This is a genomic window from Haloferula sp. BvORR071, assembly GCF_000739615.1.
GTDB lineage: Bacteria > Verrucomicrobiota > Verrucomicrobiia > Verrucomicrobiales > Akkermansiaceae > Haloferula.
Map to the genome: position 1 here is coordinate 1 of NZ_BATP01000004.1, position 22,656 is coordinate 22,656.

Here is a 22,656-nt window from a genome sequence, read left to right on the forward strand (position 1 = left end):
CCTTGGCAAGGCGTTCCTGTTCGGCACGTTCCTTGGCAACCCGCTCTTGTTCGGCACGTTCCTTGGCAATCCGCTCTTGCTCGGCACGCTCCTTGGCAAGGCGTTCTTGCTCGGCGCGTTCCTTGGCAATCCGTTCCTGTTCGGCACGCTCCTTGGCAACCCGCTCTTGCTCGGCACGCTCCTTGGCAACCCGCTCTTGTTCGGCACGCTCCTTGGCAACCCGCTCTTGTTCGGCACGTTCCTTGGCAATCCGCTCTTGCTCGGCACGCTCCTTGGCAAGGCGTTCCTGTTCGGCACGCTCCTTGGCAACCCGCTCCTGCTCGGCGCGCTCCTTGGCAAGGCGCTCTTGCTCTTTCGCAAGGCGCTCCTGTTCGGCGCGTTCCTTGGCAAGGCGCTCTTGCTCTTTCGCAAGGCGCTCCTGTTCGGCGCGTTCCTTGGCAAGGCGCTCCTGCTCGGCACGCTGCTCCTTTACGATCCGTTCGTGTTCAGCACGCTCTTTTTCGAGACGTTCCTGCTCGGCGCGCAGCTCTTTTGCAATCCGCTCCTGTTCGGCGCGTTCCTTCGAAATCCGCTCTTGCTCCTTTGCAAGGCGCTCCTGCTCGGCGCGTTCCTTCGAAATCCGTTCTTGCTCGGCGCGCTCCCTTTCGAGGCGCTCTTTCTCGGCACGTTCCTTGGCGAGACGCTCGTGCTCGGCACGTTCCTTTTCAAGACGCTCCTGCTCGGCGCGCTGCTCCTTGGCAATCCGCTCCTGTTCAGCACGCTCCTTGGCAAGGCGCTCTTGCTCTTTTGCGAGGCGTTCCTGTTCGGCGCGTTCCTTCGAAATCCGTTCCTGCTCGGCGCGCTCCCTCTCGAGGCGCTCTTGCTTGGCACGTTCCTTGGCGAGACGTTCGTGTTCGGCTCGTTCCTTTTCGAGACGCTCCAACTCGGCGCGCTGCTCTTTGGCGATCCGTTCGTGTTCGGCACGGTCCTTTTCGAGACGCTCTTGCTCGGCCCGCAGCTCCTTGGCGATCCGTTCCTGCTCGGCGCGGTCCTTCGCGAGTCGCTCTTGCTCGACGCGCTCCCTCTCGAGGCGCTCTTGCTCGGCACGTTCCTTGGCAAGACGCTCCTGTTCGGCGCGCTCCTTTTCGAGGCGCTCCAACTCAGCGCGGTGCTCCTTCGCGACCCGCTCGTGTTCGGCACGCTCCTTCTCAAGACGCTCCTGCTCGGCGCGCAGTTCCTTGGCGATCCGCTCCTGCTCGGCACGCTCCTTTTCGAGACGCTCTTGCTCGGCGCCTTCCCTGGTAATCCGTTCCTGTTCGGCGCGCTCCTTCGCCAAGCGCTCTTGCTCGGCACGCTCCCTCTCGGCGATCGAAGGCCCGGCCACCGACTGCGGATTCCGTAAATCCAAGCCCCCCCCGGGAACCGGCGGAGGAATCGTCACCCCGGAAAGCTCCACGCCCCCCAAGGACTCCACACGGATCGCTCCCGGGCTCGCCGGATAGGGCAAGTGGCGGGCCGCAAACCCCACATCCACCGGTTCAACCCGGATCGGGACAATCGGCGGCGGAGTCTCCCACGCCGGTGATACCATCCGCGCTTCGACCGGAGCAGCAGCAGAAGGTGGAGCGGCAGCTGCAGCGGGCGGCGGAGCAAAAGGCGAATGCGCCACGGCTAACCCAATCTCGACCATCGGTGGCGGAGCCACTGGCGGTGGTGGTGGTGGCGGAGACGAGTGAGGGGGCGCTGGCGGATTTTCAGACGCCCGGGCGTGTGGCGGCAGCGGCGGTGGCCCCCCTGCGGAGGGCCCGGCGGCAATGGCCATCGCCGCGGGTTCCTCGACTATCCCTCTGAAGGTCAGCCTCGCTTCCTCATCGGTCGTCGGCGATGTAATCGTACTCCCGCAATGCGGGCACGGTCCTGTCATCGGCGGCAGATCCTTGGGGACAAGGATCTTGCCACTGCAATGGGTGCATCTGAATTCTCTCTGGTCCTGGAAGGCGACTCCGGCCATAGCTTCCCTCTCTATCCGCGCATAGAAATAGGGATCTAGGGGTAAACTGTCAAACTAAGTGAAACATTATCTTCAAACAGCGGCCGGGCTCAGGACCGAATCCAGCACCTCCAGGCAGCGCCGGTTCTGGGCCGGCGTGCCGATCGAGATACGCACCCAGTCGGGCAATTTGTAGCCGCTCATGGCGCGGATAATCACCCCCTGCTTGAGCATATCGCGGAACACCCGGTCCCCTTCGCCGACCTTCACGAGGATGAAGTTCGCCACGCTGGGCACGAATTCCAGGCCACGCTCCTTGAAGGCGGCTTCATAGAAGGCTAGGCCCTCCTTGTTGATCGCCTTCGTCTTCGCGACGTGATCGGCGTCTTCCAGCGCCGCCAGGGCACCGGCTTGGGCGATCGCGTTCGTATTGAAAGGCTGGCGTGCCTTCTGGAGAATCTCCGCCACACCCTTCGAGCACAGGCCGTAGCCGATCCGCAGCGCGGCCAGGCCGTGGATCTTCGAGCAGGTCCGCAGCACCGCCACATTGCGGCCTTCGCGGACGTATTTCAGTACGTCCGGAGCCTCGTCGAGGAATTCGTGATAGGCCTCGTCGAAGCAGACCACCACATGATCCGGCACCTTCGCCATGAAGCGGTCGAGCGCCTCCTGCCCGACCACGGTTCCGGTCGGGTTGTTGGGATTGGCGATGAACACTAGGCGGGTGTCCGGCGTGATCGCCGCGGCCATCGCATCGAGGTCGTGGATGAAATTCGGGTCCGGCACCTCCACATATTTGGCGCCGAAGAGCGTCGCCATCAGCTTGTAGACCACGAAGGCGTGGTCGGAGGCGATGAGCTCGGCCTTCCCGTTCAGGAAGCTGTGGCAGAGCAACTCGATGATCTCGTTCGAGCCGTTGCCCAGCACCACGTTCGAAATGTCCATCCCGAAGCGCTGCGCGATCGCCGTCCGCAGCTTCCAGCCGCCGCCGTCCGGGTAAATGTGGGACTCGTCGAGCGCCTTGGCCATGGCCTCCTTCGCCAGCGGCGAGGGCCCGAGCGGGTTCTCGTTCGAGGCGACCTTCACGATATCGGCCGGATCCAGCCCCAGCTCGCGGGCGGTCTCCTCAATGGGCTTCCCGGGCTCGTAGGCGACCAGATCGCAGACGAAGCGGTTGGCAAAAGCGTCGATGGGCATGCCGGGAGGCTAAGAGGCCATCCGCCGGGAGGCAATAGCAAGGTCTGGACAGATACCGATACCGCGCTTTGAACGCAAAACCGATCCCCGCATGACTCGGTGAAGATTCTCCCGCCAAGGCTTCTTCTTGCCCTCAAAAACGCAAATCACGCCAGCAAACTCCGGAGGGGCAACTGGCGGACTCATTTCTGTCGGCAAGCGGCGCAAAAAGCATCGCCAAAGCGCCAATCTAACAGCAAGTTCCGCGTTAGATACCACTGCGGGAGAACATCATCGGGATATGGGTAACTTCTACACGCAACTCTGGATCGCGGACTCCGATGCTGAAACCTGTGTAGCCCTCATGAAGGACTTGGGCCGCCGCTCGGTGGTTGGCCCCAGCCACCGGCATCTGACCCCGATCTTCGATGGGCAGTGCGAGAAGCAAGACCCGGGGGAGTTGGATAGCCTCGGACTCACCGCTTCAGCCCGGCTCGGCTCATGGGCGATTGGATTCTTGAACCACGATGACGATCTCTTCCTGGCCCGGATCTTCTATCGAGGTGAGGAGCGGAAGCACATCTCGGCGGGCATGATGGGAAGTTTCGATACCTCGGGCGCCCGGGACCTCTGCTCGGCACTTCATCCGCGCACCGCCACCTTCTTGGTCGCGCTCGCGCTGATCCGTCCACGGCTCTTCCAAATCGGCCGACACAAGCGCTTGGCCAAGTTGCTTGACCTGCCCGAGTGGACCGTCGGTGCCGGCTACCGCTACATCATGAAGGGTGAATTCAACGATTACCCCGAATCCGAAGCTTTCGTCCGCACTTAGAAGGCCGCCGAGACCCTGCGCATTTAAGAAATTATATTGAAATTCATCACCGTTGAATGCAGTAGCCATGGCACCCGTTATGGCCGCGTTCCGCTCTCTCTTCTCCCTCGCCTGCCTCGCGCTACCCTGCCTGGCCGCCGATCAAGTCTTCATCGAAGCCGAGCAATTCACGGCCACCGGCGGCTGGGATACCGACCAGCAGTCGATGGAGCAGATGGGCTCGCCTTACCTGCTCGCGCATGGCCTGGGCGTGCCGGTGAAGGACGCCGAAACCAGCGTCAGCTTCCCGAAGCCCGGCGACTACCGCGTCTGGGTACGCACCCGCGACTGGGTCGCCCCGTGGAAAGTCCCGGGCGCGCCGGGGAAATTCCAGCTCCTCGTCGATGGCAAGCCGCTGTCCACAACCTTCGGCACTGAGGGCGCAGACTGGCATTGGCAGGACGGTGGCAGCGTCAGCGTGGGCAGTTCCGCCAAGCTGGCCCTGCACGATCTAACAGGCTTCGAAGGCCGCTGCGACGCCATCCTCTTCACCGCTGATAAATCCTATCAGCCTCCCCACGGCGGAGCCGAACTGGCCAAGCTGCGCCGCGAATGGCTGGGCCTACCCGACAAGCCTGAAGAGGCCGGCAGTTTCGATCTCGTCATCTCCGGCGGGGGTATCGCCGGCACCGCTGCCGCCGTCTCCGCCGCGCGCAATGGCCTGAAGGTGGCCCTGATCCAGGATCGCCCCGTGCTCGGCGGCAACGGCTCTTCCGAAGTCCGCGTCTGGCCGGAAGGCCATACCCGCCAGCAGCCTTATCCAAACGTCGGCGAGATCGTGGATGAACTCGTGCCGCAGCGGGACAAGAGCTCCGGAAATGCCAAGGGCGGCGATATCTATGCCGACGAGCGCAAGCTGAAGCTCGTGCGCGCCGAGCCGAACATCACCCTGCTCATCGGCCAGCGGGTGCTGTCGGTCGAGACCACCGATCACCGCATCCGCGCCGTCATCGCCCAGGACATCCGCAGCGCCCGCCGTATCCGCGTCTCAGGCAAGCTCTTCGCCGATTGCACTGGCGATGCCACCATCGGCGTGCTGGCCGGAGCCGACTACGAGGTGGCCAAGGAGAAGCAGATGGGCACCAGCAATCTCTGGAACGTCCTCGATACCGCCAATCCTGCCGAGGTCCTGAAGTGCGAATGCAAGGACAAGGACGCGCTCTCGCTGGCCGTCTCGCAGGGCGCCGTCCCCGCCCCCTTCCCGCGCTGCCCTTGGGCCATCGATCTCAGCGCCAAACCCTTCCCCGGCCGCAAGACCTCAAAAGGCCAGTGGGGCGGCAACCCACTCGCCAATCTCGGGGGCTGGTTCTGGGAAAGCGGCTTCGACCGCGATCAGGTCAATGAGATCGAATACATTCGCGATCTCAACTTCCGCGCGATGTATGGCGCTTGGGACACGCTCAAGAACGTCGACAAGATGTATCCGAATCATCGCCTCGGCTGGGCCGCCTTCATCGCCGGCAAGCGCGAGTCGCGTCGCCTGCTAGGTGACATCGTTCTAACAGGAAGCGATTTCCGCAATGGTACCAGCTTCCCCGACGGCTGCTTCCCCTGCTCCTGGCACATCGATGTCCACTTGCCCGATCCTACCTTCGCCAAGGGCAACGAGGGCGACGAGTTCATCTCCCGCGCCACCGAGGGCAGCCAGTATCAATACAAGGGCCCCTATTGGGCGCCCTACCGCAGCCTCTACAGCCGCAACATCACCAATCTCTTCATGGCCGGCCGCAACATCAGCGTCGACCGCGAAGCCCTCGGCCCCGTACGCGTAATGCGAACCACCGGCATGATGGGCGAGATCGTCGGCAAGGCCGCAGCCATCGCCGTGAAGAACGACACGAGCCCCCGCGGCGTTTACGAACAGTCCCTGGAAGAACTAAAAACCTCGATGCTGCGCTCCTCGAAGGCAGCCCCTTGAGCCCGCTGCGTCACGCGGCGGCAAACACCAGGTGAATCCCGCCCAAGCCTAGCATCGTCCCATCCCGCAGCGGTCCGCGCCGCTCACCCGCGGAGAGCCGCTCACCATTCACCAGCGTCCCATTGATCGATCCACAGTCCTCAATCATCACCCCCTGGTTGCAGAGAATGAACAAGGCATGCCGCTTGCTGATCGACTCGGAAGGAAGCTGGATGTCCACCTCTTCCGACTCACGCCCCACCTGAATCACTCCCGCCCTCAACGCAAAGTCGGTCTCGTGTAGCAGCAGCTCAAAGGGCCCGCTCTCCTCCCCATCGCCGCTCAAGCTCCACGCCCGCCCCAGTCGTCGCGACGGCGCGCTCCGCGAAGGGGCGACACTCAGCTCTAACAAGGGGGCCGATAGCGGCGCTATACCAAGAGCCTGCGCCGGCACATGCACCGGCACGGGGAAATCCGTCCGTCCCCGCTGTCGCCAGATCCGCCATTGCCAGACTCCGAGAAAAGTCACCATCAGCCCGGCCGGAAGCAGGAAGACCGCAACTCCAAAGCCCTGCCACAACGACGGCTTGCGGTAGGCGATCCGGTTCTTCTGCAGGAACGCCAGCAGCTCCGAGCAGTGCGAAGCCTTGCAAATCTTCCCACTGGCAGTCTGCCAGCCTGCGGTATTCACCCCCACCACCTCACCTTGGTCGTTGAAAAGCGGACCACCGCTGCTGCCCGGCGAGATCTCGGCGTCGTGATCGATCACCCGCGCATGGTAGCTCTTGGCGGTACCCCACTCCTGCAGCTTGATGTCGTTGATGCTACCGGTGGTGAAGCGGACGCTCGCCACACTGGCAAGTTGTCCGGCGTTCTCGATGTCCTCGTCGCCGCTCGCCTGCAAGCGCCCGACCAGATGAACAAGATCCTCCTGGCTGTCCGCAATCCCCGGAAAACCTGCCGCCCTCACATACCCAGCCTTGGGCGGCGTGTCCTCCGCGATCGGTAGCGCCTCCGCCTTCAGGCCAACCGCTTCCAGAAGGACCAGATCCCGGTCACGGTCACGGACCACCTCACGCGTCGAATAGACCGCGACCCGATCCCGCCCCGCGAATAGAAGATAGGTCTTCCAACCTGACGGCACACCCTCCAAGACATGGCAATTGGTGATGAACTGCCCGCCATCGTTGATGACGAATGCCGAGCCCGCATAGTAGTCGAAACCCGTCGGCGGTACCGCAATGACCCGCCCCACGCTCTTCTCCAACTCCGCCGTCCGCTCGGAAAAGGCCTTCTCCGATCGGCAGGAAGCCAACAAGGCCGCCGCCACCACCGCAACCACGCCGCTGGTACATTGGCACAAGCGGCAGGCATTGCGGGCAGCATCCGGGAGACTCATCAGGGCTGCAATTCCCCTAGATGCTGGAGATGAGGCTTTCGAGCTTTTTGCGGATGTCACCGCAGATTGCGGCCGCTACCACTTCGCCTGCCCGTTCCCGCGCACGCGATACTGGTAGCTCGTCAGCTCGCGCAAGCCCATCGGTCCGCGCGCATGCAGCTTGTCGGTGGAAATCCCGATCTCTGCACCGAAACCGAACTCCTCGCCATCCGCAAGCCGCGTCGAGACGTTGTGGAAGACACAGGCAGAATCACAGCCGGACAGGAAAGCATCCGCCGCCGCTTGATCCGCAGTGACGATACTATCTGTGTGGTGCGAGCCATGGGTGTTGATGTGATCAATCGCCTCTTGGAGCGAATCGACAACCTTCACCGACAGGATCAGGTCGAGATACTCCGTCTCCCAATCTTCCTCCGTGGCCGGCACCGCCTCGATGATCACCCGCGTCCTTTCGCAGCCGCGGATCTCCACGCCCTTTTCCACCAGCACCTCCGCGATCACAGGCAAGTGGCTCGCTGCGACTGAGGAATGCACCAGCAGGGTCTCCAGCGCATTGCACACGCCGGTCTTCTGGGTCTTCGAGTTGACCGCCAGCTTGACCGACATGTCGAGGTCCGCCGCGGCATCCACATACAGATGACAGATCCCGTCGTAGTGCTTGATCACTGGCATCCGCGCTTGAGAAACGACCGCTTCAATCAACCCTTTGCCACCACGCGGGATGATCAGGTCCAGCCACTTGTCCATCTTGCACAGCGCGCTCACGCTGGAGCGGTCAGTGAAGGGAATCAGCTGGATCGAGTGCGGCGGCAGCCCCTCCGCCTCACCGCCCGCCTGGAGCGCTTCGGCGATGGCGGTGTTACTATGAAAAGCTTCCGAGCCACCACGCAGAATCGTCGCGTTGCCAGCCTTGAAGCACAGCACGGCCGCATCGCTGGTCACATTCGGGCGACTCTCGTAAATGATCGCGATCGTGCCGATCGGCACTCGGGTCTGGTGGATGTGCATCCCGTTCGGGCGAGTCCACTTCTCCATGATCTGCCCCACCGGATCCGGCAGATCCACCACTTGGTCGATCCCATGGGCAATCGCTTCTACCTTGCCCGCATCCAGCTTCAGACGCTCGAGCATCGGCTTGGTCAGCCCCTTCTCCTCACCCGCGGCCAGATCCTTGGCATTGGCTGCCACGATCTCCGCGCTGCGGGCCCGCAGTTCCGCGGCCATCGCGCGTAGGATGGCGTTCTTTTGGTCGGTCGAGAGCTGGGAAAGCTTATACGAAGCCGCCCGCGCATTGCGGGCGAGCACTTCGACAGCGGACAAGACTTCGGCTTCGGTCATTGGCGAGGGACTAAAGGCGGTTCGGTCGCGAAATCACGCGAAACGATCCGGAATTTTAACAGTCGGAAAAACTTCGATTGGCAAGGACTGCCCGGAACTCATTGAGCCTTTGCGCTCATCCTCACTTCCCAAGCCGCGCCGCAAAGCGCGTCGAAAGTCCCTTTTCTCCAGCCAGAATTCCAGAAAGGCGCTCCGGCTTGCGGCCATGGGCAATGTGCACGGTGATTCCGGAATCCACCGAGTTCTTCACCGCCTGAAGCTTGGAGGCCATCCCGCCGATCGAGAAGCGGCCACGCTCGTCCTTCGCAAAGCCGAGCACCGCATCCACGTCGGGCACTTCTTGGACCAGCTCGCCGCTGCCCGGTGCCAGCAGACCGTCCACCGAGGTCAGCAGCACCAAGGTTTTGGCACCCAGCAGGATTGCCACTTGGGAAGAGAGCATGTCATTGTCCCCCACCCGCAGTTCCTCCACCGCCACGGAATCGTTCTCATTGATGATCGGCACGATCCGTGGCGAGGCCAGCAGGCGCTGCAGTGTATTGGAAACGTTCTGGCGCCGCTCCGGCGTCTGCAGGTCAGAGGCCGTCAGGAGCACCTGCGCCACCGCCAGATCGAAGTTCCGGAACAGATTCTCGTAGGTGTGCATCAGCCGCGCTTGGCCCACTGCGGCACAGGCCTGACGGGTGGTCAGGTCATTCGGATACCCGTCCAGATTGAAGGCAGAGACGCCCGCTCCCACCGCTCCGGAGCTCACCAGCAGGCAGCGGTGGCCGTTCTCCACGAGCCCGGCAATGGCGGTGACGAGACGGACCAGCGAGGCTCCGTCGAGGGTGCCGTCACTGGCACGGGTGAGCACTCCAGTACCGGCCTTGATGATAGTCAGGGATTCCATGGCGGGAAAAGCGGGCGCGGCTATGGCCCCAAAGCTCGCGGGATGCCATCGCAAAGCGTGGCACCAAAAAGGTCCGGCCACAGGTACTCCTCACTCGCCCTTCTTTTCGGAAGCAGGCTTCGCCGCTTTCTTGTTGGCGGTGATCGCCTGCTGCTCCCTCTGGATCGCCTTGTAGAGCTTGGTCACCTGATCCCACTGGATATCGATCTGATCGCCCACATCAGTCCCGAACTGGAAGGAGACCGAGCCCTGACTGAGGAAGAGCGTAAGGTCCGATCCCCACGGCACGCGGACGTTGCCATATTCGATATTCCAGTCGCCGGCCTTGCTCATCTGGCAAAGCAACTTGCCCAGCTCGGTAATGTCCTGATCGAGGATCTTCTCCTCCCGCTTGGTTCCGCCTGGATCAGGGCTCCAACGGAGGGCCACCTTTTGCTCCGCGGGCCCTTCACCCGAGCGGACCACACACATGTATCCATTGCCACCGGTCCAGCGCTCCTGCTCGGCCGCAGCCACCAGCGGAAACAAAAGGAAGAGAACAGCCAGCAGTTTGGAGAATCCTCGGATCACGAGCAAAGACTCGCAGGACTGACCGTCAGGTAGAATCCGGAAATCGAAGGCTTGGCTTCAGCGCTTTCGCAAGGACTCGACGATATCCCCGGCAGGAAGCGGAAACGCGGGTCTTGCCCTAAGTCCGGATGCTGCTTACAGCCCCCGCCCATGAACGCGTTTCCGCCGCCCGGTGATAAGAAGCAGCTCGAAGAGGGTCTCGTTTTCACTCCCAAGTTCGACGCGGACGGCTTGGTCCCGGCGATGGCGATCGACGCGACGACGAAGGAGCCGCTGATGCTGGCTTACATGAATGCCGAGTCTCTCAAGCTCACCTTGGAGCTTGGCGAGGCGGTCTATTGGTCCCGTAGCCGCAAGGAGTTGTGGCACAAGGGCAAGACTTCCGGACAGGTCCAGAAGGTGGTGGAGATCCGCACCGATTGCGACCAGGACGCGCTGGTGGTATACGTCGAGCAGATGGGCGGCGGCTGCTGCCACACCGGCCGGAACGACTGTTTCTACCGCAAGGTCGCAGGCCGCACGCCGGAAGGAGGAGCGCTTTTGGCCTTCAAGGAGGCATAAGCGTTGTCGGGAGAGCTTGAATTTCCTCGAAATTCTGTGAATTTCGCGGTTGCAATCGGAAGATCGTTCCCCTAGTTCTCCCGCCCCTCGCGCCGCCGGGCGCGAATTATTCACTTTCCCGAAGCAAGGAGGACGCCATGGACATCATCAAGAAGATCGAGCAAGAGCAACTGAAGGCCGACGTCGCGGATTTCCGCGTTGGCGATTCCGTGAAGGTCCACACCCGGGTGGTGGAAGGTGGCAAGGAGCGCGTCCAGATCTTCGCTGGCATCGTGATCGCCCGCCGTGGCACCAGCGTGAATGCCTCCTTCACCGTGCGGAAGATTTCCTACGGCGAAGGCGTGGAGCGCGTGTTCCCGCTGCACACCCCGCGTATCTCCAAGATCGAAGTGGTCAGCAAGGGCAAGGTCCGCCGCGCCAAGCTGCACTACTTGCGCCAGCGCGTCGGCAAGAAGGCCATGCAGGTCAAGGCTGCTGAAGCCAAGTAAGCCACTTCCGGCTAGTTCCAATTTCAAAAACGCGCCGCGGCCACCAGCCCGGCGCGTTTTTCGTGCCTGCCACTGGATTGAATTCTTGGCGGCTGCTGACAGATAACGGATGCTCTGGCGCGTGAAGCGGGTTCCGATTCCGGTGGTCATAGTCTTGAGCCTGGCGGCGATCGGGATTCCTTGGGTGCAAGGCACCAAGGACATGGACTTCATGACCCCGCCGAATGAGGCGACCTTGGCCCATATCCGCTCCAAGACCGAGCTGCTCCACCGCGAGAAATCGCGCCTGTTCTCGATCCGCCCGGAGCCGAAGGACACCGCACTGATCGAAGGCCCGATCCGCGCCGCGCCGGCGATTGATCCCGGTGACCCGAAATCCCCGGCCCTTCTGAATGAATACGCCGCGCACGCGGCGGAGGGGGCCGGAGCCTTCATCACCCTAGCAGTTCACTTGGAAGAGCAGGGCGCGAATGCCCGAGCCCTCTTGGCATGGGAGCGGGTCCTTGATTCCTGCCCGGAAGCCAGCGAGGACCAGCGGAAGACAGCACTCGCGGGTGTCCAACGTCTCCGTCCAATGGTCGCCCAGTGGAACATCGAGCCCTCGGCCGCGAAGCAAGTGGTGCTGGAAGCCACCCTGCCCGCAAATATCCAAGCCGACGCCCTGGAAGAGGTCGTGACCAAGTGCGCCAATGAATTGAGCCGCTACTCCTCAGGTCTGCTGCACTTCGAACCACGGGTGGAGCGCCCCGAGCGGAAAGGCACGCCAGCGGCGGTCCTGTCCCTCCAGCTTATTGACGAAAGCGTCGGCGCGGCGTCCACAGGTTTGCTTGATTTCCCGATACCCTCGGATCCTGACCAACTGAAGCGGGAGATCCTCGCCGCCTGCTACCGGCTGGTGGCCTCGCAGTTGGTTGCGGTTTACGACCAGTATACCGCCTTGGCCCCGCTGGCCGAAACGGACAATCCCACTCAAGCACTCGAAACACGCATCACGCGGCTGTGCTGGGACGAGTTCGGAAAATCGCTGATGCCGCGAAATTCCCGCTAAGAGAACGCTGGACCTAGCCGTTTCCCGGGAGAAGTTTGACCGCATGTCACGCGGAATCCTCCTACTCTTGGCCCTCACCAGTACCGGTCTGCTGTCTGCGGAACCCGGCGAAAAAGACCGTGCCCCGGTCGAACCCAAGACCCTCCCCGCCCCGGAGCAGAAGGTCACGGAGACCCAGCCGGCGGCAAAGGAACTCGACGGCGACCGCCTCCAGGTCGGCGAAGTCATCTTCAATCGCAAAACCCGCGAAATCCGCTTTCCCGCCGCCGTCAACATGACCGATGGCGAGATCCTGGAGTTCGCCATCGTCCACTCCACAGGCAAGGTCCACGAGTCGTTGCTGATCACCGAAGTGCCGGCAATCGAGCTGAATGTCGCCTTCAAGCTCCTGCGCTACCCCGAGTCGCCCGAATTCTACGCCGAGCGCGAAGCCGACGGCACCCCCTCGAACCGCTTCCCGGAAGTGAAGCAGGAGACCAAGGAAGGCTCCCGCATCGACATCGGCGTGGAATGGAAGGAGGGCGACAAGACCCGCACCGCCAAGATCAACGAGTGGATCGCCCACGGTACCACCGGCGAGTCGATGCCCGCCGATCCTTGGGTCTATGGCGGCTCGATGATCTACAAGGGCAACTACCTCGCCCAAGCCACCGGCGATACCGCCGCCATCTACCTCAGCAATTCCGCGCTGATCAATTACTCCGGGAAGGACAACAACTCCGACGAGGTGTGGTTCCCTTTCCCCAAGCGCGTGCCGCCGGAGGGAACCAAAGTCACCGTCATCATTACGCCCCACAAGAAAACCGCTGAAAAGCCATGAAGTCCGCCATCAGCCTCGCATTTGCAGCCACCCTGGCCGTCTCCCAGGGACAGGCTACCAAGAACCCCTACCTCTCACTACAGGTCGAGATCAAGGAAGCCATCGCTCGTGGCAACGCCTACCTCGCCAAGCAACAGAAGGATGGCGGTTACTGGGGTGACAACGAAGAGCTCCCCGCCTTCACCGCGCTGGCCTTGAACGCCGCCGTGCGCGACCCCGCCGTGGACCGCAAGAAGGACTTGCCACCGCACATTTCCAAGGGCTTCGAGTGGCTGCTCAAGCAGCAGAAGGAAGATGGCGGCATCTACAACAAGGGCTTGGGTGTCTACAACACCGCCACCGCAGTCACCGCCTTGACCGCCGCCGAGCAGGCAGCCTACACGCCCGCGATTGTGAAGGGCCGCGGCTATCTGGTCGGCCAGCAGTGGGACATCGGCCAGAAGAAGGAGACCGACAACAAGAACGACGGCGGCATCGGCTACGGCTCGAAGAACGACCGCTCCGACATGTCAAACACCTACCTCGCGATTGAGGCCATCGCGCTGTCGGAAAAGGTCGTCGAAGACGGTCAGGGCGACCAGCCGAAGCTCGATTGGAAGGCTGCGATCACCTTCCTCTCGCGCTGCCAGAACCTGAAGGCGACCAACGACCAGGACTACGCCTCGGACGATGAGCAGAACAAGGGCGGCTTCCTCTACGGCCCCGGCGAAAGCAAGGCCGAGCCGACCCAACTTCCCGACGGCAAGACCGCGCTGCGTTCCTACGGCTCGATCTCCTATGCCGGTCTGCTCTCGCTGATCTACGCAAAGCTGACTCCGGACGATCCCCGCGTGAAGGCGGTTAAAGAGTGGCTCGGCAAGAACTACACGGTTTCCGAGAACCCGGCCATGGGCAGCCAAGGCCTCTTCTACTACTATCAGACCATGTCCAAGGCGCTCTCCGCCGGTGGCATCAACAAGCTGCAACTGGCAGACGGCAAGGAAGCCGATTGGCGCAAGGACCTGGCTGGCGCGATCCTGAGCAAGCAGAAGGCCGACGGCTCCTGGATCAACGAGAACGCCCGCTGGATGGAAGGCAACCCGGTGCTCACCACCGCCTACACCGTGGCCTCGCTCGAGCAGATCTACTACTCGATCCCGGACGCGCCCTGATCGGGACGCAACACCGAGACTGATTTCAAAAGAGGGGCGGATTGAAAGGTCCGCCCCTTTTGCTTTCCGGAGGAAGCAGCGATCCTTCTTCCCAGGAAAGCCGATGCTGACTAGACCTCACCAAGGAATGAGCCCCGACTTCGACGCCGGAGACCTTGCCCAAGGAGCGGGCGAGGTGGCACAGCATTTCGTGCCTAGCAAGATCCTGAGATACCTGCTGCTCCTGCCGGCATTGGCAGGAGCCGGGATTTGCGAGTTGATCTCTTCAGTTGCGACGAAGGGACTGCCGAAGTGGGACGAGGCCGGGTTCGCGCTCGGTGTCCTCCTGCTCAATATCCTGTGGGTGATTCCGCCGCTGGTCGTGCGTCGCAGGGCCCTTGCCCAATGGCAACCGGGACAGCAGCGTAGCAGTCTCCAAGCGACTTTCCTGAGCTTCTCCTTTGGTGCCGGGATGCTGCTGTGGATCGCCGCTTACCTCATCGGCATCGCATTTGTTCTCTGCTATCCCCTGATCTATCCTTACTTGTAGGGCTTGCGGAGCAGCATGCGCTGCGAGCGGTAGATGCCCGCGTGCCCACTGCCGAGGAACGCGAGGAAGCAGGCCAAGCCGAGCGGCAGACCGTAGCGGATGCCGAAGAGTTCCATACCCATGATCAGGCAGGCGACGGGGGTATTGGCGGCACCTGCAAAGACCGCGACAAAGCCGAGCGCGGCGAAGAGTCCCGGCGGAGCTCCCATGACTCCAGCCAAGGCATTGCCAAGGGCGGCACCGATGAAGAACAGCGGTGTGACTTCTCCGCCCTTGAAGCCGGAACTCACGGTCGCGGCGGTGAAGACGAACTTCCAGAACCATGCCCACGGATGGATCTCGGGGCTGTCAAAAAGGGACACCAGAGTGACCGCATGGGGATCCGGGGACCAAACGCCGAGGCCCAGGAAATCGGCGCGGCCGATGGCGTGATAGAGTCCGATCACGAGCAAGCCACCCACCGCGGGTCGTAGCCAGGCCGGGCGAATCCGTGCCGATAAGGTCCGATTCAGGCCGTGACAGGCTTGGGAAAAGGCCCGGGCGACCAGCCCGAATGCCAGTCCGGCCACCGCCACCTTCCCCAACAGTAGGGGGGTGAACGCCAGGGCATCGGGAGTCCCCACCACCTCTTGGATATGGTAGTGGGTGTGCCCGGCACCCCAGGCGCGGCAGACCCAATCCCCGCCATAGGAAGCGCAGAGGCAGAGCGGCAGAGCTGCCAGCTTGGGACGGCCGACGACCGCGACTTCCACCGCAAAGATCGCCCCCGCCAAGGGAGTCCCGAAGACCGCGCCGAAACCCGCGGCGATCCCCGCAATGAGCAGGGCGGACAGCTGCTTGGCGTCCAACTGGAAATGTCGGCTCATCGCACTCGCGATACTGCCGCCCATCTGGACCGCAGTCCCCTCGCGACCTGCCGAGCCGCCGCAGAGATGGGTGGCAAGGGTCCCTAGCAGGACAAGCGGAGCCATCCGACGCGGGACGCCGCCACCGGGATCGTGGATGCGGTCGAGGATCAGATTGTTGCCTCCGTCCGAGGTTCCGCCATGGCGCTGGTAGAGCCATGCGACCGCCATGCCAGACAAGGGCAGCAGGTAGAGCAGCCAGAAATGATCGAAGCGAATGCGGGTGACAGCGTCCAAGCTCCACAGGAAGAAGGCGCAGGCAGTGCCGGTGGCCGCCGCGATCAGCAATACCAAGGCCCAGGGCTTCAGCACTGAGGCCGCGGTTTTTGCCTGTGGTTCGTCTGGCATCGTTGGTCCCGGGACAGAGGCAATAGGCACGGGGACAGCGCGTCAAGGAAGGCTACGGGGTGCCAATCGGGCAACATGCAATTCAACTTCATGCACATGTTAGATCAAAGTCTTGCTTCTATTATCTCGGCTTGACGAAGCAGGCGACAGGCTGCCCATGATTCCGCCGTAGCAAGGGCCATAGCCGTCCGCATCGCTTCCCTCCCCACCCCCCTTCCCCGAAAATTGGAATGGTCGGATGGTGTCGTCGCGAAGCAGCCGCCCCGGTCCGCCGGAAGGAGTCCAGCCCGCCGTCCATGTCCAGCAGCATTGCCACCTTCTACCTGCTCCGGGAGAGTGCCCGGGGTGAATTCGCCGAGGCCAAGCGCACGGAGAAGAAGATCACTTACAAGCACGGTCTGTTCCGGACGAAGGAGATCGTGACCGGGGAGCGCTTCCTATGGGAGTATCTGGATGAAGCGGCGGAGGAGCGGATCGAGTTCCCCCACTCCGGCTTCGTGCTGATCGACTATCTGTTCACTTTCCTGGAGGGTGCGGAGCGTATCCAAACGGAATTCGCGGCCGCGGCAATCGATGCGAATTACTACTCGATCCCTGGTGAGATGGCGGAGCGTGTGGCGCGCTTCCTGGAAGACAATCCGCCGGACGACAAGGCGCTGGAGAGCTTCGCGGACCAGCACGGGGCACAGTCACCGCGGCAGCATGCGAAGCTGCTGAAGGACACGCACGAGACGCTGAGATCTTGGTTCAGGCGCGTAAATGGGGACAAGTTCGGGGTACTGCAGTTGACGTTTTGAAGGCGAGGCAGAGTTGTTAGACGACCCCCGACTGTCCTGGCAGATCTGAAGACCCGCGTCCCCCGGCAAGCCTTAGAACTTGGGCGCCTTGGATCGGAAGTGCTTCAACCAATCGGCGATGAGGGTGCCCTTGATGCCACCCGCCGCTTCGCTTTCCGCGATGGTCTTGCCCCAGTAGAAGCTGAGCCAGCCATCGCAGTGCGGGCGGGAGGCTTCGATGAACGCTTCGGTTTCGGGGATGCTGGCGTGAAGGGGAAAGATCTCTTCGATAACCAAGGGCTTGCCGATGTCGTAAACCTTGAGAGCTTCGAGAGTGGCGTCCCGTTCACCGGACTTAGGATAGAAATGAACGCTGACGAAGTCGAGGGGGCCGTGGACCTGGGGTGCATAGAAGATCGGCTTGGCACCTTTGAAGAATTGGGCCCAAGGGATCACACCGACGGTGAGCAGATGGCGCTGGTCGACCTCGCGGATGGCGGCGCTGAGCTTGGCAACCCACTGACGGGCGACTTCCTCACGACCACGACCAGCGAGGTCGAGGGTGATGCGCTGGACGTAGGACTTGCCATCGAGTTCGCCGCCGAGCCACTCGCTCTCCTTGGCCTCCCCGCCCGGGAGGATGGGCTCGTTCATGAGATCGTAGCAGAAGACTGCGGGAGACTCCTTCGCGACCTTGGCAATGGCTTGCCAGAAGCGCGCCTGCACTTCCCAGCGGGCAGATTCTGTTAGAGAGTCGTACCAAGCGGGGACCTCGTGCTTGAGGTAGCAGCCGAGGCCGGTGAGATCGAGGTAGAGGCCGTTTTCCTCCGCGAGCTGGAGCAGCTTCTCAAGGCGCTGGAGGTTGGCGGCATTGGGGGTCTCGGGGCCAGCCATGAACTTCGGGAGTTGCAGGTGGATGCGGACGAGGTTGGCACCGAGTTCTTTCATCTCGGCGAAGTCGGCTGCGACGGTATCCCAGTCTTTGTCCCGGTAGTCTTCGAGCAAGCGGCCGGAATCGTCGCGGTCGTAGTTGAAGCCCCAAGCGATGAAGCGTTGTTGGGACTTCTCTCTAACAAAGTCTTTGCCCTCCTTGGAGACTTGGATCCATTCCATGGGATCAGCAGCGGCGATGTGGAGCAGGCCCATCGCGATCGCCCAGAGCCCAAGCCATGATCTCATGATGTGAGTGTTCACGAAGGCGGCCGTGATGGCGAGCGGTTCCGTGATTGTGCACAGTCGCGTCAACCTCAAAAGCGGAGTGAAAAACATTCGAAGTTTAGAACGCGATGAGGGCGTGAAATGGGTTGCATGCAGCGGGTAGCAGCCTAGGATCTCCCCCGACTGCTGTGTTCGTCCGTCAAGGTAGCGTGCCCGGACCGATGTATTAAAACGGGGAGAAAAAACCGAGTTCGTAATAACGGCCACGCCTTTACAGGACGGCCCTACAGAACCGGCACTCCCACTTGTTGAGCAACTGGAACGTGGCTCACAGCGCCTAGGACGGCACAGCGGTTTTTCTTGTACGGATGGCAAGGGTAAGGCGGAGCCTTGCTGCGATCCCTTCGGGATCGAGTGATGGCGCGGCACGATTCCGGCGGTGTCGCTCGTTCCTCGCTCAACCGCCAGCTACTGTGGCTGTGATCCCTATCGGGATCGGGAGACCTGCGGGTGCTGGACGAGGGGTGAAGCGGGGATCCACTATGCGGCTTGTGGCCGCCGAAGTGCGACGGTCATAGACGCGCCGCTACCGACTCGAAGACGCCGCCGCCAAGAAGCCGACCGCCTTCGTAAAAGCCACAGATCTGGCCGGGGGCGACAGCACGTTGCGGACTGAGGAAACGGAGGTGGAGCTTGCCGTCTTCGAGCGGAGTGATGTGAGCGCGCTCGGCCCGGGCGCGGTAGCGGGGCTGGGCCTCAAGGTTCCGGGGGGAGTCGAAGCTGACGCCGAGAGTGGAAACGCTGCCGATGACGCACTCGCTGGCGTAGAGGCCGGGGGTGTCGCTCTCATCCCAGCCGACGACGAGGCGGTTGTTTTCCAGATCCTTGGCGACGACCACGTAGGCCATGCCCTCGCGTGGAGAGGCGACGCCGTGCCCCTTGCGCTGGCCCAAGGTGTAAAGGTGCAGGCCACGGTGTTCGCCCATGACCCGGCCATTCAGGTCAACGATCTGGCCGGGCTTGTCGGGGATGTAGTGGCGGATGAAGTCACTCATCTTGATATCGCCGATGAAGCAGATGCCCTGGCTATCCTTCTTGCCAGCGGTAGGGAGGTCGAAGTGGCGGGCGACTTCGCGGACTTCCGGCTTGAGCAATTCGCCGGCGGGAAAGAGCGCGTGGTCCGCTTGGAAGGCAGTCATGAGCGCCAGGAAGTAGCTCTGATCCTTGTTCGGGTCGGCGCCGCGGAGGATCGCGGAGTGGCCATCGGAGAGCGTGCGCTTGCGGGCGTAGTGGCCGGTGGCGACGGTTTCGAAGCCCTGCTCGAGGGCGTAGTCGAGGAAGACGCCGAACTTCATCTCGCGGTTGCACCAGACGTCGGGATTCGGGGTGATGCCCTGGCGGTAGCCTTCGACGAGGTAGTCGACGATGCGCTCCTTGTATTGGTCGATCAGGTCGACGACACGGAATTCGATGCCGAGTTTGCGGGCGACGGCAAGGGCGTCTTCCAAGTCCTGCTCCCAAGGGCAATCGCCAGGAAGTCCCTCGGCGTTGATCCAGTTTTTCATGAAGGCACCGTAGACTTCGTGGCCCTGCTCAATCAACAGGGCCGCGGCGGCGGAGCTGTCCACCCCGCCGGAGAGGCCAACCAGCACCTTCGACATGCGGGGAGTGAGCCTCGAAAGTGGGCCGGTGCCAAGAGGGAGTAAGAGATTTGAAATCTGAAATTTGAGATTCGAAACCGGGGACTTGGAATCCGGGGGCTCAAAAAAGGGCACGATTTGGACAGGCTGGAAGTTCGACAAGCGGGAGCGGCGTGGCATGCTTGCCGGAATGACGCGTCGAGACAGCTTGCGGATTCTGGCTGCTGGGGCCGGCTGCGGTGGGTTCGCCGCGGGGGATGAATCCCCTGCTCCTGTTCCAGCCCCTGACCTTGCCGCGATGATTACCCGAGCGATTCCTTCCAGCGGCGAGAAGCTGCCGGTGATTGGCATGGGGACTTGGCAAAGCTTCGACGTGGCACCGGGCAAGACGGGACCGGTGGAGGAGGTGCTGCGGACTTTCGTGGAGCTGGGGGGCAAGCTGCTGGATTCTTCGCCCATGTACGGGCGCTCCGAGGAGGTGGCCGGAAATTTGATCAAGAGGCTCGGCCTCCGGGAGAAGGTCTTCGTGGCGACGAAGGTGTGGATCGAGGGCAAGGAGAAGGGCATCGAGCAGATGCAGGCTTCGATGAAGAAGCTGAAGGCCAGCCCGATCGATCTGATGCAGGTGCACAACCTGAAAGACGTAGCGGTGCATCTGGACACCCTGCGCGGCTGGAAGAAGGACGGCCTGGCGCGCTACCTGGGGGTCACGCATTATCTGGCTAGCGAGCACGCCGCGGTGGAGAAGCTGATGGCGGCGGAGGCGCTGGATTTCGTGCAGATCAATTATTCGGCTGCCGAACGGGAGGCGGAAAAGTCGCTGCTGCCATTGGCAAAGGATCGCGGCGTGGCGGTGATCGCCAACCGGCCCTTTGCCGGCGGGGATGCGTTCAAGCGGCTGGCACCGACTCCCCTACCCGACTGGGCGAAGGACATCCAGTGCACGAGCTGGGCGCAACTGCTGCTGAAGTTCGTGGTCTCCCATCCGGCGGTCACTTGCACGATCCCGGCGACGACGAAGGTCCAGCATCTGCAGGACAATATGAAGGCCGGTGTGGGGACGCTACCGGACCAAGCTCTGCGGCAGAAGATCGCGGAGCTGATCCGGCCGGCGTAGGAGGCACTTGGCTATCGGGGACCTGATCAGGAGGCGCTGGTCTTCACCAGCAAGCCCTTGTCGCGGGCGGTGCGGAGGACGCTGGAGAAAAGCCAGCCTGCGAGGCCGAGGTAGACGGCATTCAGGGCGAGGGCGATGGAGAAATGGCTGAAGTCGAAGCCGCCGTTTTTGATCGCGCCGCGCATGCCTTCGAAGACGTGGGAGGGAGGCAAGCAGAGGGCGATATAGCGCATCCACTGCGGCAGGGCGCTCATGGGATAGAAGACGCAGGAGAAGGGCTGCACCATGAAGGGCAGCGCCCATGCGAGGGACTCCGCGCCATGACCCCAGCGCAGGATCAGCGCGATGGAGGCGATGCCAAGAGCCCAACCGAAGAGCATGAGATTCGCATAGTAGGCGATGACGCCGAACTGGAGCTGGAAGAAATTGAAGTGATAGGCCAAGTAGGCGACGATGAAGAGCATGACCGCAGTAATGGCGACTCGCGCCAGCCCGACACCGAAGGTGGCGGCGATGTAATCGGTCATTCGCACCGGGGCGGCGAAGATATTGAGGAGATTGCGGGTCCAGACGTCTTCCAGGAACGAAATCGAGACTCCCTGTTGGGAACGGAAGAGGGCATCCCAGAGGATGATGGAGGCGATCAGGAAGGAGATCTCACGGGCGAAGCCTCCGCTGCCCTGGGTCTGGAGGTAGACGGTGACAAAGCCCCAGACGAGCAACTGGACCAAGGGCCAGAAGAAGAGCTCGAAGGTCCGCATTGGGTTCTTCGCGTAGAGCAGCATGTAGCGGGTAAGCAGCGCGCGGATGACGGAGGGCTTGAACATGGCTGGAGGCGGGCAGGCGGACCGGCGCTGAGATGAGCAGCGGGCGTGGGGGGAATCCAGCGCGGATCGGCGCGGGGGCAAGGAGAAAGAGCAGGCGGCGGGCGGTCTACCGCGGGGCCACACCGGGCGGTACTTTTCTGGACGGATGGGCGGTGGGGCGGCGATAGTCCGGGTAAGGAACTTATGAAGACTCCCCTTGCCTTCTTGGCCGGTGCCGCTGTGGGTGCCATCGCGATGTGGCTGGCTCAGCCGAAAGGACATGAGGCCGCCGCGGAAAAGGTCCCGGGCAAGGTCGAGGTGCCGCAGGTAACCCATACCAACAGCAAACCGACCGAGGACGCACAGGATGGATTGCCGACGAAGACCAAGCGCCCGGCCGGCAAGGAGGAGGAAGAGCCCGACGCCGTGGTGCTGGACGACAACGACATGAATTCCGCGGAAATGAGCGGGCTGCGGGAGGCGATGGCGAAGGAGCTGGGCGAGCGCAAGCAGCGTCGTATCGATGAGCGGCTTTCGGCGCTCAAGTCCCGCCTGAATTTGGATGATGCCACGGCGGCGAAGGTCAAGGCGCTGCTGGAAGCGGGCGATGAGGAGGAAGATCTGCTGCAGAAAGTGGCGGCCGGTGATGATCTGGAGCCGCCGCAGCCGGGCGAGGAGGCGCGGAAGCGTGCCGCTACCGAGCAGGAGATCGCGAAGCTGCTGACGCCGGAGCAGGCCAGCGCTTTTACACAATTCACGGCGGAGCAAAGGGAGAACCGGATCGAGGTGGCGACAGGTCGCGAGATGACACGCCTACAGCAGGAGCTCACGCTGACGCCGGATCAGAAGGACAAGGTCTTCCAAGCCCTGAACCAAGTGGCGGCGAAGGAAGATGAGAGCGGCGGTCTATCGATCACCGCAGACGTGGAGGAGATGAAGGCGCGGCGACAGAGCCGACTGGACGCCCTGAAGCCGATCCTGACGGCGGAGCAGTATCAGGCGTATGAGCGGAGTTCGCAGTGGATGATCCAGATCCAAGAAGTGAAGTGAGATCTGGCGGGGCTGGAGTTATACCGAGCATCACGCATTTTTCACACTTCCAGGGTTTACGCCACGGCACGCGTGATCACAAAGTGATTACGTGAAAACCCATTCACTAATCCCCCCTTGCTGCGGTTCTTCTGGGAATCGCCAGCG

General features: G+C 62.4%; 20 protein-coding genes and 1 pseudogene. 12 read left to right on the forward strand and 9 right to left on the reverse strand.

The window, feature by feature from the left end; genetic code table 11:
* A pseudogene (locus BV071_RS32435) lies at window positions 1-1,381 on the forward strand (hypothetical protein); the annotation flags it as partial.
* Window positions 1,382-2,062: 681 nt separating this feature from the next.
* Here the strand turns inward: BV071_RS32435 and hisC are convergent.
* The gene (gene hisC / locus BV071_RS03260) at window positions 2,063-3,166 is read right to left on the reverse strand and encodes a histidinol-phosphate transaminase (RefSeq protein ID WP_035602145.1); all 1,104 of its coding nucleotides are present in this window, start codon (window positions 3,164-3,166) and stop codon (window positions 2,063-2,065) included.
* A gap of 280 nt (window positions 3,167-3,446) precedes the next feature.
* Here hisC and BV071_RS03265 point away from each other — a divergent pair, with 280 nt between their 5' ends.
* The gene (locus tag BV071_RS03265) at window positions 3,447-3,977 is read left to right on the forward strand and encodes a hypothetical protein (protein ID WP_035602147.1); all 531 of its coding nucleotides are present in this window, start codon (window positions 3,447-3,449) and stop codon (window positions 3,975-3,977) included.
* A gap of 67 nt (window positions 3,978-4,044) precedes the next feature.
* Entirely contained in the window at window positions 4,045-5,934 is a 1,890-nt protein-coding gene (locus tag BV071_RS03270; RefSeq protein WP_265594020.1) for an FAD-dependent oxidoreductase, read from the forward strand.
* A 10-nt stretch (window positions 5,935-5,944) separates the two neighbouring features.
* Here the strand turns inward: BV071_RS03270 and BV071_RS03275 are convergent, their stop codons facing one another.
* From BV071_RS03275 to BV071_RS03290, 4 genes are all read right to left on the reverse strand, one after another.
* Entirely contained in the window at window positions 5,945-7,312 is a 1,368-nt protein-coding gene (locus BV071_RS03275; protein ID WP_035602150.1) for a trypsin-like peptidase domain-containing protein, read from the reverse strand.
* 75 nt (window positions 7,313-7,387) lie between these two features.
* Complete coding sequence (locus BV071_RS03280) at window positions 7,388-8,650, reverse strand: glutamate-5-semialdehyde dehydrogenase (protein WP_035602155.1); 1,263 nt, start codon at window positions 8,648-8,650, stop codon at window positions 7,388-7,390.
* 121 nt (window positions 8,651-8,771) lie between these two features.
* Window positions 8,772-9,542 (reverse strand): glutamate 5-kinase, encoded by a 771-nt coding sequence (gene proB, locus BV071_RS03285; protein ID WP_035602158.1) that lies wholly within the window; start codon window positions 9,540-9,542, stop codon window positions 8,772-8,774.
* A gap of 90 nt (window positions 9,543-9,632) precedes the next feature.
* On the reverse strand, window positions 9,633-10,112 hold the full coding sequence (locus tag BV071_RS03290) for a hypothetical protein (RefSeq protein ID WP_265594021.1): 480 nt from the start codon (window positions 10,110-10,112) through the stop codon (window positions 9,633-9,635).
* 150 nt (window positions 10,113-10,262) lie between these two features.
* Here BV071_RS03290 and hisI point away from each other — a divergent pair, with 150 nt between their 5' ends.
* From hisI to BV071_RS03320, 6 genes are all read left to right on the forward strand, one after another.
* Window positions 10,263-10,673: a phosphoribosyl-AMP cyclohydrolase gene (gene hisI, locus BV071_RS03295; RefSeq protein WP_035602165.1), complete on the forward strand. Its 411-nt coding sequence runs from the start codon at window positions 10,263-10,265 to the stop codon at window positions 10,671-10,673.
* A gap of 137 nt (window positions 10,674-10,810) precedes the next feature.
* The gene (gene rplS, locus BV071_RS03300) at window positions 10,811-11,161 is read left to right on the forward strand and encodes a 50S ribosomal protein L19 (RefSeq protein WP_035602168.1); all 351 of its coding nucleotides are present in this window, start codon (window positions 10,811-10,813) and stop codon (window positions 11,159-11,161) included.
* A 121-nt stretch (window positions 11,162-11,282) separates the two neighbouring features.
* On the forward strand, window positions 11,283-12,209 hold the full coding sequence (locus BV071_RS03305) for a hypothetical protein (protein WP_265594022.1): 927 nt from the start codon (window positions 11,283-11,285) through the stop codon (window positions 12,207-12,209).
* A 43-nt stretch (window positions 12,210-12,252) separates the two neighbouring features.
* Window positions 12,253-13,029: a YdjY domain-containing protein gene (locus BV071_RS03310; protein WP_265594023.1), complete on the forward strand. Its 777-nt coding sequence runs from the start codon at window positions 12,253-12,255 to the stop codon at window positions 13,027-13,029.
* Window positions 13,026-14,180: a prenyltransferase/squalene oxidase repeat-containing protein gene (locus tag BV071_RS03315; protein WP_035602179.1), complete on the forward strand. Its 1,155-nt coding sequence runs from the start codon at window positions 13,026-13,028 to the stop codon at window positions 14,178-14,180. The genes BV071_RS03310 and BV071_RS03315 overlap by 4 nt, the downstream gene beginning before the upstream one ends.
* Before the next feature lie 127 nt (window positions 14,181-14,307).
* Window positions 14,308-14,709: a hypothetical protein gene (locus BV071_RS03320; protein WP_035602182.1), complete on the forward strand. Its 402-nt coding sequence runs from the start codon at window positions 14,308-14,310 to the stop codon at window positions 14,707-14,709.
* On the opposite strand, the gene BV071_RS03325 is transcribed toward BV071_RS03320, so the two are convergent.
* Entirely contained in the window at window positions 14,700-15,962 is a 1,263-nt protein-coding gene (locus BV071_RS03325) for a voltage-gated chloride channel family protein (protein WP_052572817.1), read from the reverse strand. The genes BV071_RS03320 and BV071_RS03325 overlap by 10 nt on opposite strands.
* Window positions 15,963-16,258: 296 nt before the next feature.
* Between BV071_RS03325 and BV071_RS03330 the strand changes: the two genes are divergently transcribed.
* Complete coding sequence (locus BV071_RS03330; RefSeq protein WP_265594024.1) at window positions 16,259-16,759, forward strand: hypothetical protein; 501 nt, start codon at window positions 16,259-16,261, stop codon at window positions 16,757-16,759.
* A 72-nt stretch (window positions 16,760-16,831) separates the two neighbouring features.
* On the opposite strand, the gene BV071_RS03335 is transcribed toward BV071_RS03330, so the two are convergent.
* Window positions 16,832-17,917: a cellulase family glycosylhydrolase gene (locus BV071_RS03335; RefSeq protein WP_035602485.1), complete on the reverse strand. Its 1,086-nt coding sequence runs from the start codon at window positions 17,915-17,917 to the stop codon at window positions 16,832-16,834.
* Between the two features lie 551 nt (window positions 17,918-18,468).
* Window positions 18,469-19,557 carry a tRNA 2-thiouridine(34) synthase MnmA gene (gene mnmA, locus BV071_RS03340; protein ID WP_035602188.1) on the reverse strand — a complete coding sequence of 363 codons (1,089 nt, stop codon included), beginning with the start codon at window positions 19,555-19,557 and terminating at the stop codon, window positions 18,469-18,471.
* Window positions 19,558-19,726: 169 nt separating this feature from the next.
* On the opposite strand from mnmA, the gene BV071_RS03345 reads away from it, so the two are divergent.
* Window positions 19,727-20,653, forward strand: coding sequence for an aldo/keto reductase (locus tag BV071_RS03345; RefSeq protein ID WP_265594025.1), 927 nt, complete (start codon window positions 19,727-19,729; stop codon window positions 20,651-20,653).
* A 26-nt stretch (window positions 20,654-20,679) separates the two neighbouring features.
* Here BV071_RS03345 and BV071_RS03350 read toward each other — a convergent pair whose 3' ends face one another.
* Window positions 20,680-21,480, reverse strand: coding sequence for an ABC transporter permease (locus BV071_RS03350; RefSeq protein ID WP_035602190.1), 801 nt, complete (start codon window positions 21,478-21,480; stop codon window positions 20,680-20,682).
* 183 nt (window positions 21,481-21,663) lie between these two features.
* On the opposite strand from BV071_RS03350, the gene BV071_RS03355 reads away from it, so the two are divergent.
* Window positions 21,664-22,509 carry a hypothetical protein gene (locus BV071_RS03355; protein WP_035602193.1) on the forward strand — a complete coding sequence of 282 codons (846 nt, stop codon included), beginning with the start codon at window positions 21,664-21,666 and terminating at the stop codon, window positions 22,507-22,509.
* Window positions 22,510-22,656: the final 147 nt, after the last annotated feature.

Coding starts and splice junctions, on each gene's coding strand:
- hisC (WP_035602145.1), bottom strand. CDS start 3,166: ATGCCCATCGACGCTTTTGCCAACCGCTTCGTCTGCGATCTGGTCGCC.
- BV071_RS03265 (WP_035602147.1), top strand. CDS start 3,447: ATGGGTAACTTCTACACGCAACTCTGGATCGCGGACTCCGATGCTGAA.
- BV071_RS03270 (WP_265594020.1), top strand. CDS start 4,045: ATGGCACCCGTTATGGCCGCGTTCCGCTCTCTCTTCTCCCTCGCCTGC.
- BV071_RS03275 (WP_035602150.1), bottom strand. CDS start 7,312: ATGAGTCTCCCGGATGCTGCCCGCAATGCCTGCCGCTTGTGCCAATGT.
- BV071_RS03280 (WP_035602155.1), bottom strand. CDS start 8,650: ATGACCGAAGCCGAAGTCTTGTCCGCTGTCGAAGTGCTCGCCCGCAAT.
- proB (WP_035602158.1), bottom strand. CDS start 9,542: ATGGAATCCCTGACTATCATCAAGGCCGGTACTGGAGTGCTCACCCGT.
- hisI (WP_035602165.1), top strand. CDS start 10,263: ATGAACGCGTTTCCGCCGCCCGGTGATAAGAAGCAGCTCGAAGAGGGT.
- rplS (WP_035602168.1), top strand. CDS start 10,811: ATGGACATCATCAAGAAGATCGAGCAAGAGCAACTGAAGGCCGACGTC.
- BV071_RS03310 (WP_265594023.1), top strand. CDS start 12,253: ATGTCACGCGGAATCCTCCTACTCTTGGCCCTCACCAGTACCGGTCTG.
- BV071_RS03315 (WP_035602179.1), top strand. CDS start 13,026: ATGAAGTCCGCCATCAGCCTCGCATTTGCAGCCACCCTGGCCGTCTCC.
- BV071_RS03320 (WP_035602182.1), top strand. CDS start 14,308: ATGAGCCCCGACTTCGACGCCGGAGACCTTGCCCAAGGAGCGGGCGAG.
- BV071_RS03325 (WP_052572817.1), bottom strand. CDS start 15,962: ATGCCAGACGAACCACAGGCAAAAACCGCGGCCTCAGTGCTGAAGCCC.
- BV071_RS03330 (WP_265594024.1), top strand. CDS start 16,259: ATGTCCAGCAGCATTGCCACCTTCTACCTGCTCCGGGAGAGTGCCCGG.
- BV071_RS03335 (WP_035602485.1), bottom strand. CDS start 17,917: ATGAGATCATGGCTTGGGCTCTGGGCGATCGCGATGGGCCTGCTCCAC.
- mnmA (WP_035602188.1), bottom strand. CDS start 19,557: ATGTCGAAGGTGCTGGTTGGCCTCTCCGGCGGGGTGGACAGCTCCGCC.
- BV071_RS03345 (WP_265594025.1), top strand. CDS start 19,727: ATGACGCGTCGAGACAGCTTGCGGATTCTGGCTGCTGGGGCCGGCTGC.
- BV071_RS03350 (WP_035602190.1), bottom strand. CDS start 21,480: ATGTTCAAGCCCTCCGTCATCCGCGCGCTGCTTACCCGCTACATGCTG.
- BV071_RS03355 (WP_035602193.1), top strand. CDS start 21,664: ATGAAGACTCCCCTTGCCTTCTTGGCCGGTGCCGCTGTGGGTGCCATC.